The sequence below is a fragment of the Amycolatopsis acidiphila genome, from assembly GCF_021391495.1.
Classification (GTDB): domain Bacteria; phylum Actinomycetota; class Actinomycetes; order Mycobacteriales; family Pseudonocardiaceae; genus Amycolatopsis_E; species Amycolatopsis_E acidiphila.
On the sequence record NZ_CP090063.1, the window covers coordinates 3,180,759 to 3,194,069 of the forward strand.

General features: G+C 73.0%; 10 protein-coding genes. 3 read left to right on the top strand and 7 right to left on the bottom strand.

Annotation, left to right across the window (positions count from 1 at the left end; all coding sequences use genetic code 11):
• Positions 1-168 precede the first annotated feature (168 nt).
• Genes LWP59_RS15460 through LWP59_RS15485 form a run of 6 tightly spaced genes read right to left on the bottom strand, consistent with a single transcriptional unit; the run spans position 169 to position 7,531 of the window.
• On the bottom strand, positions 169-1,710 hold the full coding sequence (locus LWP59_RS15460; RefSeq protein WP_144645434.1) for a PucR family transcriptional regulator: 1,542 nt from the start codon (positions 1,708-1,710) through the stop codon (positions 169-171).
• The gene (locus LWP59_RS15465; RefSeq protein WP_144645436.1) at positions 1,707-2,807 is read right to left on the bottom strand and encodes an S-methyl thiohydantoin desulfurase domain-containing protein; all 1,101 of its coding nucleotides are present in this window, start codon (positions 2,805-2,807) and stop codon (positions 1,707-1,709) included. Before LWP59_RS15465 ends, LWP59_RS15460 begins: the two co-directional genes overlap by 4 nt.
• Positions 2,804-4,012, bottom strand: a complete 1,209-nt coding sequence (locus tag LWP59_RS15470) for a hydantoinase/oxoprolinase N-terminal domain-containing protein (RefSeq protein ID WP_144645438.1) — start codon at positions 4,010-4,012, stop codon at positions 2,804-2,806. Before LWP59_RS15470 ends, LWP59_RS15465 begins: the two co-directional genes overlap by 4 nt.
• Before the next feature lie 9 nt (positions 4,013-4,021).
• On the bottom strand, positions 4,022-5,017 hold the full coding sequence (locus LWP59_RS15475; protein ID WP_144645440.1) for an ABC transporter permease: 996 nt from the start codon (positions 5,015-5,017) through the stop codon (positions 4,022-4,024).
• Positions 5,014-6,513: a sugar ABC transporter ATP-binding protein gene (locus LWP59_RS15480; protein WP_144645441.1), complete on the bottom strand. Its 1,500-nt coding sequence runs from the start codon at positions 6,511-6,513 to the stop codon at positions 5,014-5,016. The genes LWP59_RS15475 and LWP59_RS15480 overlap by 4 nt, the downstream gene beginning before the upstream one ends.
• A 4-nt stretch (positions 6,514-6,517) precedes the next feature.
• The gene (locus tag LWP59_RS15485; RefSeq protein ID WP_144645443.1) at positions 6,518-7,531 is read right to left on the bottom strand and encodes a sugar ABC transporter substrate-binding protein; all 1,014 of its coding nucleotides are present in this window, start codon (positions 7,529-7,531) and stop codon (positions 6,518-6,520) included.
• Between the two features lie 152 nt (positions 7,532-7,683).
• On the opposite strand from LWP59_RS15485, the gene LWP59_RS15490 reads away from it, so the two are divergent.
• The 3 genes from LWP59_RS15490 to LWP59_RS15500 are packed head-to-tail and all read left to right on the top strand — an operon-like array spanning position 7,684 to position 12,583.
• A complete protein-coding gene (locus tag LWP59_RS15490; protein ID WP_144645445.1) occupies positions 7,684-9,699 on the top strand; it encodes a hydantoinase/oxoprolinase family protein in 2,016 nt (671 codons plus the stop codon).
• Positions 9,696-11,408 (top strand): hydantoinase B/oxoprolinase family protein, encoded by a 1,713-nt coding sequence (locus LWP59_RS15495; RefSeq protein WP_144645447.1) that lies wholly within the window; start codon positions 9,696-9,698, stop codon positions 11,406-11,408. The genes LWP59_RS15490 and LWP59_RS15495 overlap by 4 nt, the downstream gene beginning before the upstream one ends.
• Positions 11,405-12,583: a metal-dependent hydrolase family protein gene (locus LWP59_RS15500; protein WP_144645449.1), complete on the top strand. Its 1,179-nt coding sequence runs from the start codon at positions 11,405-11,407 to the stop codon at positions 12,581-12,583. The genes LWP59_RS15495 and LWP59_RS15500 overlap by 4 nt, the downstream gene beginning before the upstream one ends.
• Before the next feature lie 4 nt (positions 12,584-12,587).
• On the opposite strand, the gene LWP59_RS15505 is transcribed toward LWP59_RS15500, so the two are convergent.
• Positions 12,588-13,301 carry a haloacid dehalogenase type II gene (locus LWP59_RS15505; RefSeq protein WP_144645451.1) on the bottom strand — a complete coding sequence of 238 codons (714 nt, stop codon included), beginning with the start codon at positions 13,299-13,301 and terminating at the stop codon, positions 12,588-12,590.
• Positions 13,302-13,311: the final 10 nt, after the last annotated feature.

Here is a 13,311-nt window from a genome sequence, read left to right on the forward strand (position 1 = left end):
GCACGCCTGCGCAGATTAATCGTGACCGCAACTGTGAGTCAACGTCGCGTTGTCGTTAATCCGAATGTGTCTCTTGACACCAGGGGCAACAATTTTCCAACTGTCATCGAGCTACCTGATCCCGGAGCATACCGGCCGGTAACCGGTCCGGTGTAAAGGGAACGAACATCACGACCGGCCGGACACCCAGAGTGACGACAGTGAGTAGCAGAGCACGTGCAGAGCGAGCCGCCAGGACGGGTCGTCGAACACCAGGCCCAGTTCTTTCGCTCGCGCGATGCGCGCCAGCACGGTGTTGCGGTGCACGCCGAGGCGCGCGGACGCCTGGCTGAGCGAGCCCCCGCAGTCGAGCACCGCGAGCACGGTGTCGACCAGGGCCTCGCGGTCGCGCGCCCCCATCAGGTCGGTCAGGCACAGGTCGGCGACCTCGGCGATCTGCCTGCGGGGCAGCCAGGCCAGTGCCGCACGGGCGCCGACCTGGTCGAACCACTGGACCGAGCCGGGGCCGGTGTCGCGGGCCACATGCGCGGCCAGCCGGGCTTCGGTGACGGATCTCATCAACCCGGCGACCCCGGCGTGCGCACCACCGACGCCGAGCACGAGCGCGTGGCTCTCCGCCGCTCGGCTCACCGAGCCGAGCGCCCGGCGCATCGCGACGGCGCCGGACGCGTCCCCGTCGGCGGCGTCCTCACTGTCGGGGATGTTCTGCCAGGAGATCCAGCCGTCGGAGTCGGCGACCAGCGGCCAGTCCGGCCGGTGCCGCTGCCAGGCCGCCCTGACCAGCTGCGTGAGCTCGTCCGCGGGCACCCCGTCGCCGTCCTGGAGCGGCGAGATCCACACCGCCCGGTTGCGGCCCTCGACCCGCCAGCCCAGCTCCCCGGTCCACGACGGCACGTCGACCTCGGGCAGCAGTGCCTGCCCGGTGCCCGCCGGCTCGGTGGCCAGGCGGCGCAGCAGCCCGAACGCCGCCTGCTCCTGGGCGGCCTGCGCGGAGCTGTTCATCCGGGTCTGCGCCCACACGGCCAGCAGCGGCAGCCGCGCCAGCCGCAGCACCGACTCGACATGCCCGGCCGCGGCGGTGCTCTTCGCCGGCAGCGCCGCCACCAGCTCGGCCCACGGGCGCCCGGCGGCGTTGATCTCCACCCGGACGGTGGCGCCGTCCGGCTTCTCCTCGGCGCCGGCCGCGCGCCCGGCCACGACGGTCTCGCCGGTCACGAGCGCCACCGGCAGCGGCGCCAGCTCGCTGTTGAGCACGCCCAGCACGCCCCGGATGCTCGACTGCCCGGCCAGGCGCTCGGCGCACAGCGCGACCCGCAGGGCGCGGGCCGCCTGCGGCGCGCTGACCTGCCCGGCGAGCGTGAGCGCCACGTCCACCGGCTCGTCGGAGATCACCAGCAGCGCGATGCCGAGCCGGTCGGCCAGCACGGCGCTCGACGAGCTCATCGCCGCCTCCGGCACCACCACCGCCGAGACGTTGCGCTCCCAGCCCGCGTGCAGCGCGGCCGCCAGCGCCCAGCCGCCGGTGGCGGCCTCGTCGTGCAGCACCACCAGCGAGTGCGGGGCCGCGCGGTGCAACCGGTCGAAGGTCTGGGCCAGCACCACCTCGTGCACCGGCCGGGCCGGGTCGGGCAGGTGCACCGCCGTGGCGAGGGCCAGCGGCTCGACGCGCAGCAGCTCGCCGAGCTCCAGCGGGGCCAGCGGTGGTCTCATCGGCGCCTCGGGTGCGGCAGCGGGATGCCGTGCGAGGCCGGGCCCACCATCGCCAGCCCCTCGGCCGAGTACCAGACCGCGTCCGCGGGCATCACCAGCACGTCCACCAGGTCGCCCGGCTCCAGGCTGTCCAATGTGGACAGTTCGCCGTGCAGGACGTCCACGAGGCAGATCAGGTCGGGCGCGGCCGCGGCGAGCGCGCCGTCGGCGAACACCGCGACCACCTCGCTGCGCAGCTCCAGGCGCAGCAGCCGGCCCTGGCCGCCGATCTCGTCGATCACCACGCTGGAGGGGTGCGCGGGGATGGTGACGTCGGCCGGCCGGGACAGGTGCTCCAGCTCGACGATCCGGCCCCGCCCGATCCGGCGGCAGCCGGTGACCGCGGCGAGCCGCGCCACCAGCACGTCCGGGTCACCGGACTCCAGCAGCAGGCGGCCCACGTTGATCAGCCGGGACACGGTGCCGGTCAGCGCGGCGCGGCGCAGCTCGCCGGTGGTCGTGGGATAGGCGGCCAGCGCGGCCCAGCCGCCCATTACGTCCACATTGGACCGGAGGAGGGTGTCGGCGCGGGCCGGGCCGGGTGTGCTGATCGCGACGTTCTCGCCGGTGACCCCGCGGATCACCAGTGGGGTGGGGGAGACCCCGGCCAGGTGCATCGCGGTGTGGTGGATGAGCGCGAAGGTGCGGCCCATCCCGTCGGCGTCGATCAGCGGCAGGTCGAGCTGGGCGGCCGCGGCCAGTGGCGCGAGCGCGCTCACCGTCGCCGCCGCGAGCGGGTAGACGGCCTCGAACCGGCGCCGGGTCAGGCGCTCCAGCTCGCGCACCGCCAGCGCGAACTCGTCGCCCGAGGGCGGGAGGTCGGCCAGTGCGGCGCCGGAGCCGATCACGCAGATCGCGGCGCAGCGGGTCTCGGGGGCGATCGCGTCGGGCCGGACGAGGGTGACCGGGCCGTTGCGCTCGAGCAGGCTCGTCGTCCACGACAGCAACGTGGTCTTCTCGGGCGAGACGGCGGGGGAGTAGAACTTGGCGCCCTCGTAGAGCGCGGGCACGTCCTCGGCGCGGATCGTGGTGGCGGCGCCGACGTAGCGGGTGGTCATGCCTCCGGCACCCCCGCGACCCGCACGCGCACCCGGATGGTGCCGGACGGGCTGTAGGGCACGGCGACGGTGGACACCTCGACGACGTCGGCGCTGCCCGGGGTGGCGCCGTTGGCCGTGGCGATCGCGGTGGCCCTGGCCTGCGCGTCGCGGCGGATGCCCTCCAGCTCGGCGGTCGACTCGATGAACGCGATCTCGTCGAGCCAGGCGGTGGGGCGGCTGGCCGCGGCGCCCACGCAGGTCAGCTCGGCGGCGTCGCGGTCGGCCTTCACCAGTGCGATGTCGCCGGCCCGTGAGGTGTCGGCCCTGGTCAGCGCGGCGGTCGGCACCGCGAGCGCGGTGCCCAGCCCGGCCACCACCTGCGGGCGGACCGCGGCGAGCCCGTGCCGGACGTCGCCCACCATCGGCTGCGGGCTGCGGTCCAGCAGCACCCGGCAGTCGCCGGTACCCGCCAGCTGCGCCGCGCCCTGCAGCTGCAGCGCGTCGGCCGCGCCGACGCCGAGGACCGGCAGCGTGCGCAGCCGCGACGGGTTCACCCAGCCGCCGTCACCGCGGGCGACCTGGAACGGGATGCCGCGGGCGCCGCGCTCGCACGCGTCGAGGAGCTGCCCGGCGGCACCCGCCAGCGCGGCGTTCAGCACGACCGTCGCCTCGCGGGCGGCGAGACCGTGCCCGCCGAACTCGTGGGCGACCGAGATCCGCGCGTCGGGCATCGCCGCCTGCAGCGCGTCCGCCACCTCGCGTTCGTGCCGCGGCTGGGCGGGCGAGCCGGACGCGACGACCGCGATGTCCCGGGCCGGGCCCTGGCGGATCTCGTGGCAGACCGCGCGCAGCGCCACGTGGTCGAGAGGGCGCAGCTCGCGCCCGAACAGGTCGTGGCCGCCCGGCACGGTGTAGCGGCGGGTGATCAGCCGCTCGACCACGTCGTCGGGATGGCGTTCCAGCGCCGGGTCGGTGGCCGCGCGCGGCAGCACCCGGATCATGGCCACGGGCGAGAGCTCGCGGTGCCGGTTCAGCACCAGGCCGGCCAGCAGGCCGCTCAGGTCGGCGACGATCGCGTCCGGTGGTTCCGGGCAGGCGCGCACGATGTCGGCGAGCAGCTTCGCCGGCGCCGTCCCGCCGGTACTGGCCAGCAGGGCGCGGTCCCGGACGGCCACCGCACTGGTCCGTCCGGGACCGAGGCTGATACCGATCCGGACCCCCATCCGGGCACCCTACCTGGTCTTTTTCCGCAGGTAACGATCAACGGCGACGGCCAGCAGGATCAGGCAGCCCTGCACCACCTGCTGGTACGTGGTGTCCCAGCCCAGGAGGTTGAACCCGTTGCCGATGATGGTGAGCAGCAGCGCGCCGACGACGCCGCGCCAGATCGCGCCCTCGCCGCCGAGGATGCTGGTGCCGCCGATGACCGCGGCCGCGATCGCCGAGAGCTCCATGCCGGTCGCCATGCTCGACTGCGCCGAGCCCGCCCGCGAGGCGAGGATGAGCCCGGCCAGCGCCGAGCAGATCCCGCTCACCACGTACGCGGCGATCCGGACCTGGCCGACGCGGATCCCCGAGAGCCGGGCCGCCTCGGCGTTGCCGCCGACCGCGTAGACCCGGCGGCCGAAGGTGGTCGCCGAGATCAGCACGCCGATCGCCGCGACCACGACGACGAACACGATCGTCGCCGAGGTCAGGCCGAACAGCGACGGCCAGGTGAGCATCCCGAAGTCCGTCTGCCCAGTGGTCAGCGGGTAGACGATGGACCCGGCGGTGACGACCACGGCGACGCCGCGGTAGATGATGCTGGTGGCCAGGGTCGCGATGAACGAGTTGACCCCGCTGCGGACCACGATCGTGCCGGTCACCAGTCCGAGCAGCGCGCCGGCCACGATCGCGGCGGCGAACCCGGTGAGCACGCCGAACTGGCGCCCGGCCTGGACGCCGACGATCGCCGAGAGCGCCAGCGAGGCGCTCGCGGTGAGGTCGAAGACGCCGCTCATGATGCACACGGTCGCGCCGGCGGCGAGCAGCCCCACGACCGAGCACTGGTCGAGCAGGTTGACCATGTTCGAGGTGCTCAGGAAGGTGCCGGTGCTCAGGCTGAGCGCGAGCACCATGGCCAGCAGCGCGACCAGGATCCCGTAGTCGCGCACCCGGCCGCCCCGGCGCCGCGCTCTCGTGGTGGCGGTGCCGCTCGTGGTGTCAGGTGCGGTGCCGACGGTCATGCCGATTCCCCTTCCTGTCCAAAAGCGACGGACATGACGTCCTCGCGTGGCGCGCCCCTGGTGAACTCGCCGGCGACCCGGCCGTGCCGCAGCACGAGCACCCGGTGGGCGAGCCCGAGCACCTCCTCGATCTCTGAGGACACGACCACGACCGCGATGCCCTCGGCGGCCAGCTCGACGACCAGTTGGTGGATCTGGGTCTTCGCAGCGACGTCGACGCCGCGGGTGGGCTCGTCGATCAGCAGCACGCGCGGCTTGCGCAGCAACCACTTGGCGAACAACGCCTTCTGTTGGTTACCACCTGACAGCGTCTCGATAGCCGCGTCCGCCTTCGCCGCGCGGATGTCCACCGAGCGCGAAACCTGTCCGACCGAGACACGCTCGCCGCCCCTGCGGACGAATGGTCCGAACCTCCGCCCTCCGAGCGAGGCGAGCGCGACGTTCTCCCGCACCGACCGGGCCATCACGAGTCCCTGTTCCTTGCGGGACTCGGGAACCAGCGCGATCCCGGCGGCCATCGCGCGGCGCGGGGTCAGTTTCGAAAGCGCTTTCCCGTCGACCTCGACGACGCCGCCGGTGGCGCGGTCGGCGCCGAACAGCAGTCGCAGCGTCTCGCTGCGGCCGCTGCCGACCAGCCCCGCGATGCCCAGGATCTCGCCCGCCCGCACGGTCAGGTCGACGCCGTCGACCATGCCGCGCCGCAGGCCCTTCGCGGCCAGCCGCACGGGCGCGTCGGCGGGCAGCGGGGGCGGGTCGGGGTGCAGCACGTCCAGCTGCCGCCCGACCATGTGCCGCACCAGGGTGGCCGGGGTGTGCCGCGCGGCCTCCTCGCTGATCACCAGGTTCCCGTCGCGCAGCACGGTGACCCGGTCGGCGACGCCGAGCACCTCGTCGAGGAAGTGCGACACCAGGACGACGGTGGTGCCGCCGGTGGCGAGGCGGCGGATGAGCCCGAGCAGGTTCTCCTTCTCGTGCTCGGTCAGCACCGCCGTCGGCTCGTCCATCGCCAGCACCCGCGCGCCGCGGGCGAGCGACCGCAGGATCTCCACCTGCTGCTGGGTGCCGATCGGCAGGTCGGCCACCCGTGCCTGGGGGTCGACGGCGAAGCCGGTCAGTGCCAGCAGTTCGGCGAAGGCCTGCCGGTCCGCGCGCCGCCGCGCGAACCCGGCCCGGTGCGACCACCGGGCGAGGAACACGTTCTCCAGCACCGTCCGGGCCGGCACCAGCGCGCCCTCCTGCGAAATGAGGCTGATGCCGTGCCGGATCGAGTCACGCGGGTTGGAGATGCTCGCCGGCACACCGTCGAACGAGATCGTCCCCGTGTCGGCCCGGATCGCGCCGCCGAGGATCTTCAGCAGCGTGCTCTTGCCCGCGCCGTTCTCCCCGACGAGGCTGTGGATCTCGCCGGGGGCGATGTCGAGGTCGACATCGCGCAGGACCGGGACCCCGCTGTAGCTCTTTCCGGCTCCGCGGACGGAGATGGCGGGTGCGCGCATCGGCCTAGTCCGCGTAGTCCGACGTCTGGCCCTGCAACGTCTGCCTGGTGCCCAGGCCCTGGAACGGCGTCAGCGTGCGGGCGTCGGTCGCGACCGGGACCTGCTGGCCGCGAGCCTTGCCCAGGCCCAGCTCGGCGGCCTTCGCGCCCTCGGCCTTCTCCGGGACGACGTACACCCCGTACCAGGCACCGGACTGCACGGCCTCGTACGCCTGCTTGGACCCGCCGTTGCCGACGAACTTGATGTTCTTGCCCGCCGCCAGCGGTGCCGCGCCCTCGACCGCCTGCGAGGACCCGATCACGACGTTGACGTCGGGGTGCGCCTGCAGCACGTTCTGGAACGCCGCGCGCCCGGAGTCCTGTGTGTAGCCGCCGACCACGTTCGCCACCACGTCCGCGCCGCCGGCCTTGAGCGCGTCGACCGCCGCGTCGGTGCGGGCGGTGTCGAGCGGGTAGTTCGCGAAGCCCTGCAGGAACGCCACCTTGCACGGCGTCGCGCCTGCCTCCTTGCACGCGCCGAGGCCGAGGGTGGCCATGCCCTCGCCGTTGACCGTCGGCGCGTCGACGATGCTGACCGTGCCGGGGACCTGCGGGTTGGTGGTCGAGTAGTCGCCGCCGACAGGGGTGAACTCGACGACCACCGTGATGCCGGCCGCGACGGCCTGCTTCACCGCGGACACGATCGCGGTGCCGTCGTTGGCCTGCACGATCACCACGTCGTACCGCTTGGAGGTGACCGCGTCCTGCAGCTGGTTGACCTGGGTGGGGCCGTCGAAGTTCGAGTCCAGGAAGGTGGCGTTCGCGTTGTGCGCCGCCGCGTACTCCTGGATGCCGGCCCAGGTCGCCTGCGCGAAGGAGTTGGCTTTCGCGAAGCCGAAGAAGCCGATGTTGAGGGTCTTGTCCGCGGGTGCCGCCGAGGTGGCGGTCGCGGCGTCGGTGCTGGGCCGGCTGCACGCGGCGAGCGACACCGTCAGTGCCGCCACGCCCGTGATCGCCGCGAGCCGAAGTGAGGTTTTCATCGAGCCCTCCTCCGCCTTTCTCCAGTGGTCGAGGTGGAGGAATGCTGACTGTGCACCGACGCGGGCGGATGTGCTAGGAGCACAGCCCCGGCGCCCGCGGGTGTGCTCCGTCACCCAGCCGTGCCCTCACCGAAACCTCGATACTGCGCCGCATGACAAAGACCAGCCGGCTGGCGATCGACGTCGGGGGGACCTTCACCGACGTCGTGGAGCTGCTGCCGGCCACGGGCGAGCTGCGCTTCGACAAGGTCGCGACCACGCCCGAATCGCCCACCACCGGAGTGCTCGACGCGTTCGCCGTGACCGGCGCCGAGGTCGGCGGGATCGCGCTGTTCACCCACGGCACGACGCTGGGCCTCAACGCGCTGCTGACCCGCACCGGCGCCCGGACGGCGGTGCTCGGCACCCGCGGGTTCCGCGACGTCTACCTGCTGGGCCGCACCGACCGCCGGGTCAACTACGACATCACCCACCGCCCACCGGAGCCGCTGCTGGAGCGCTACGACACCTTCGAGGTGACCGAGCGCAGCCTCTTCGACGGCAGCGTGCACACCCCGCTGGACGAGCGGGACGCGCGGCGCGTCGCGGCCGTGATCGCCGAGCGCGGCTACCAGTCGGTCGCGGTCGCGTTCCTGCACGCCTACGCCAACCCGGCGCACGAGCTGCGGATGCGAGAGGTGCTCGCCGAGGTCGCCCCAGGCGTGGCGGTGACTTTGTCGCACGAGCTGTCCCGGGAGTACCGCGAGTACGAGCGCACCAGCACCGCCGTGCTCGACGCGTACGTCAAGCCGATCGTGCGCCGCTACCTGGCGGACCTGGAGGTCGAGCTGGCAGGCCGCGGCTTCGGCGGCCGGTTCCTGATGACCCGCTCGGGCGGCGGCGCGATGACCGTCGGCACCGCACGGGAGCAACCGGTCAGCCTGATCTTGTCCGGCCCGGCGGGCGGCGTGATCGGCGCGGCCGCGTTCGCGGCGCTGATCGGCGAGCCCAACCTGATCACGGTCGACATGGGCGGCACGAGCCTCGACGCGTCCCTGATCCTCGACGGCGAGCCCGTGCTGCACCAGGGCGCGGAGTTCGAGGGGCTGCCGATCAACACCCCGTCGCTCTACATCCACACCATCGGCGCCGGCGGCGGGTCGGTCGCGTACCTGGACGAGGCCGGGGCGCTGCAGGTCGGGCCGCGCAGCGCGGGCGCCGCGCCCGGCCCGGCGTCCTACGGGCGAGGCGGCACCGCGCCCACCTTCACCGACGCCGCCCTCGCGCTGGGCTACCTCGCCGCGGACGTCCCGCTCGGCGGCAAGCTCGTGCTCGACCGGGGGCTCGCCGAGAAGGCGCTGTCGCCGGTCGCACAGCGGCTCGGGCTCAGCGTTTCCGCGCTGGCCCGCGGCATCGTCCGCATCTCCAGCACGAAGATCATGGGCGCGGTACGGGCGATCACCGTCGAGGTCGGCCGCGACCCCAAGGACTTCGCGCTCCTGTCGTTCGGCGGGGGCGGCGGGCTGGTGGCCGTCGACGTGGCGGCCGAGCTGGGCATCCCGACCGTCATCGTGCCGCCGGGACAGGGCGCGTTCTCCGCGTTCGGCATGCTCATGGCCGACGTGCAGCACGACTTCTCGCGCACGCTCGTGTCCTCGCTCGCTGAACTCGACCCGGCCGACGTCGAGGCCGCGTACGCGCAGATGGCGGGCGAAGCGGCGCGGACCCTGGAAGCGGAAGGGTTCGCCGCCTCGATGAGCCGCAGCCTGGACGTCCGCTACGCCGGGCAGGAGCACTCGGTGACGGTGCCCTTCGCAGGTCTGTCCACTGTGGAGGAAGCCTTCGCGCGGCTGCACGAGCGGCAGTACGGGCACACGATGACCGATCCGGTCGAGGTCACCACCCTGCGGCTGCGAGCCACGGGCGCGGTCGACAAGCCGAGCCTGCCGTTACTGGCTTCGCGGACCTCGGGTGTGCCGGAAGCCGACGGGTCGCGGCCGGTGTACGTCTCCGAAGAGCAGCCCGCCGTCCCGTACGCGCTCTACACCCGCGAAGTGCTGCTGGCCGGGGACGAATTCGACGGGCCCGCCGTCATCGCCGAGCACACCGCCACCACCGTCATCCACGCCGACGACCACCTGCGCGTCGGTCCGCACGGCGAACTCGTGATCACCGTAGGAGCAGCATGAACTTCTCGATCGAGACCGAGATCATCCGGCACGGCCTGCTGGCCTCCGCCGAGGAGATGGCGCGCAACCTGTGCCGCACGGCGTACAACACCGTCGTCTACGAGATCCACGACTACGGCATCGGCATCCACGACGCGCGCGGCGACGTGGTCGCCGACGCACCGGGCATCGCGATCTTCACCCGCGGCAACGACCACGGCATCAAGGAGGCCGTGCGGTTCCTCGGCGCGGACGCGATGCGCCCCGGCGACGTGTTCGTGCTGAACTACCCGTACTGGTCCTCCGCGCACACCCTCGACCCGCTGGTGTTCGCGCCGATCCACGTCGAGGGCGCGCTGATCGGGTTCGCCTCGTGCCGCATCCACGTGCTCGACCTCAAGCAGAAGGACCCGGGCTACGTCCTGGACTCCACCGACATGTACCAGGAAGGGCTGTTCTTCCCGGCGACCCGGCTCTATCGCGAAGGCGTGCAGGACGACGACGTCTTCAACATCATCCGGTTCAACAGCCGGCTGCCCGAGCGCACGGTCGGGGACCTGCAGGCGCAGGTCTCGGCGTGTGTCACCGGCGTCCGGCGCACCCGGGAGATCGCCGCGAAGTACGGGGTGGGCACGCTGGTCGCCGCGATGGACGCGATCAACGACCACGGCGAGCGGCTCGCCCGGCTGGCGCTGGGGAAGCTGCCCAAGGGCACCTGGAGCGCCGAGGACTTCGTCGACTCCGACGGCGTGGACCTCGACCGGATGATCAGGCTGCGTGCGACGGTCACCGTCACCGACGAGGAGCTGGTGGTCGACTGGACCGGCAGCGAGCACGGCGTCCGCGGCCCGGTCAACCTGCCGCTCGGGCAGACGGAAGCCCTGTGCAGCCTGGTTTTCAAGGCGCTCACCACACCGGGCACCTCGGTGGTCGCGGGCAACTTCCGGCCGCTGCGCGTGGTGACCGAGCCGGGTTCGGTGATGCACGCCGTGCCCCCGATGCCGACGTTCACGCTGTGGACCGGGCTGCTCGCGGGGGAGGTGATCCTGAAAGCGCTTGCCCAGGGCATGCCGGACCTGGTGCCCGCCTGCTCGGGCGGGGACGTCTGCTCGATGATGGGCCTGGGGGTCAACCCGCGTACCGGCGAGCCCTGGCTGGAGGCGACGAACGAGGCCGTCGGCTTCGGCGGGCACGCGGGCGGCGACGGGGCGGACGGGATCATGCACCTGTCCGAACCGGGCTGCCGCAACAACCCGGTCGAGGTGCTGGAGACCAAGTCGCCGATGTTCATCGAGTCCTACGGCTACCGGCCCGGCACCGGCGGCGCGGGCCGTCACCGCGGGGGCGTGGGCGTCAGCCGGGTCTACCGCTTCACCGCGCCCTCGACCGGGATATGCCTGGTGTACAAGACGAAGACGAAGCCGTGGCCCATCGGGGGCGGGCGCCCGGGGGAGCCGAACCGGATCGTGCTCAACCCCGGCACCGACGGCGAAGTGGTGCAGGGCGGCAGCTACAACCGGCTGGACGCGGGCGAGGTCCTGGTCAACGACACCGGCGGCGGCGGCGGGTACGGCGACCCCTTCGAACGCGAACCCGCGCGGGTGGCGCGCGACGTGCGCAACGGGTTCGTCTCGGCGCCGGCCGCGGCTCGCGAGTACGGCGTCGCCGTGGACCCGGTGACCTTCGCGGTGGACCTGGCGGAGACCGAGCGACTGAGGAGCGCGGAATGAGGATGTCGATCGTCAACGCGACCGTGTTCGACGGCGTCTCGGACGACCTGCACGACGAGTCCGTGCACATCGAGGACGGGCGGATCGTGCAGGTCGGCGGTGCCTTCGAGGACGCGCGGGTGCTCGACGCGCGCGGCAAGACCGTGTTGCCCGGGCTGATCGACGCGCACTTCCATGCCTACGGCATCGACCTGGACCTGGTCGCGATCGAGTCGCGGTCCCCGAGCTACCTCGCGTACTCCGGCGCGCGGCGGCTGGTGAACGCGCTGAAGCGGGGCTTCACGACCGTGCGGGACGTGGCGGGCGGCGACCCGGGTATCACCGGCGCACTCGCCGAAGGGCTGATCCCCGGGCCGCGCTACCTCTACACCGGCCCCGCGCTCAGCCAGACCGGCGGCCACGGTGACCCGCGCGGCACCGACAGCGACTTCTGCGGCTGCCACGAGTTCATGAACGAGGTGGTCGACGGGGTCGACGCGCTGCGCCAGGCGGTCCGCGACCGGTTCCGCCGCGGCGCGCACGCGATCAAGATCATGGCGTCGGGCGGGGTGGTCTCGCTGACCGACCCGATCCGCGTCCCGCAGTACTCGCCCGAGGAGATCCGTGCCGTCACCGACGAGGCGGCGCGGCGCGGCAGCTACGTCGCGGCGCACGCGTACTCGCCCGAGGCGATCCGGCACGCGGTGGAGAACGGCGTGCGCTCGGTCGAGCACGGCAACCTGCTCGACGCTGACACCGCCGCGTTGCTGGCCGAGCACGACGCGTTCCTCGTGCCGACGCTGGCCGCCTACGACGCGATGGACCGCCGCGGCGCCGAGCTGGGCATGCCCGCGGTGTCGCAGGCGAAGAACCGCGAGGTCCTGGCGTCCGGGCGGGCGGCGGTCGAGCTGGCGCGGGCGGCCGGGGTGCGGATCGGGTTCGGCACCGACCTGATGGGCGTGCTGGAGGACGAGCAGCTGGCCGGCCTGCGGCTGCAGGCCGAGGTCGAGGGGCCGCTGGCGGTGCTGCGCTCGGCGACCTCGGTGAACGCCGCGCTGCTGCGGCGCCCGGACCTCGGCCGGGTCGCCGCCGGCTGCGCCGCCGACCTGCTGATCCTCGACGGCGACCCGTTCACCGACCCCGCGCTGCTCTGGTCCGGTGCGCGCACCGTCGTGCAGGCCGGGGTTGTCGTATAACGACCTATACGCCGAGCTTTCCGGCCAGGTCCAGGAAGTCGGTGGCGTGCAGGTCGGCCTTGACGTCGGCGGCCCGGTCCGCCTGCCGGTCGGGGCCCTTCTCCCGCGGCCGCTCCACGAACGCCGTGCGCAGCCCCGCCGCGGCCGCGCCCTCGAGGTCCCAGCCGTGGGCGGCGACCATCAGCACCTCGTCGGGCCGCACGTCGAGCAGGCCCGCGGCGGTGCGGTAGACCCGCGCGTCGGGCTTGTAGGCGTGCGCCAGCTCGGCCGAGAGGATGCAGTCGAACGGCAGGTCCGCGGCCTTGACGAGGTTGGTCATCAGCGCGAACCCGCCGTTCGAGAGGGCCGCGAGGACGTGGTGCTCGCGCAGCCTCCGCAGGCCGGCCACGCTGTCGTCCCAGGCCGGCAGGCGGTGCCAGGCGTCGACCAGCCGCTGCCGGCTCGCTTCGTCCACCGAGTCGTCGACGCCGTGCTCCAGCAACAGCTCGTCGAGCGACTCGCGGTGCAGCGTGTCCAGGTACGCCCAGTCCCGTTCGTGCCGGCGGACCCGCGCCATGGACGGGAGGTACTTGGCGCGCCACTCGCTGGTGAAGGTACCCGCGTCGAGCTGCACGCCCAGGTGCCCGAAGACGTCCGCCGCCTGCCGGGCCACCCCGGTGTACCAGTCGACGGTGGTGCCGAAGATGTCGAAGGCCAGTACCCGAACCGCTGGTGTCATGCCCCCAGTG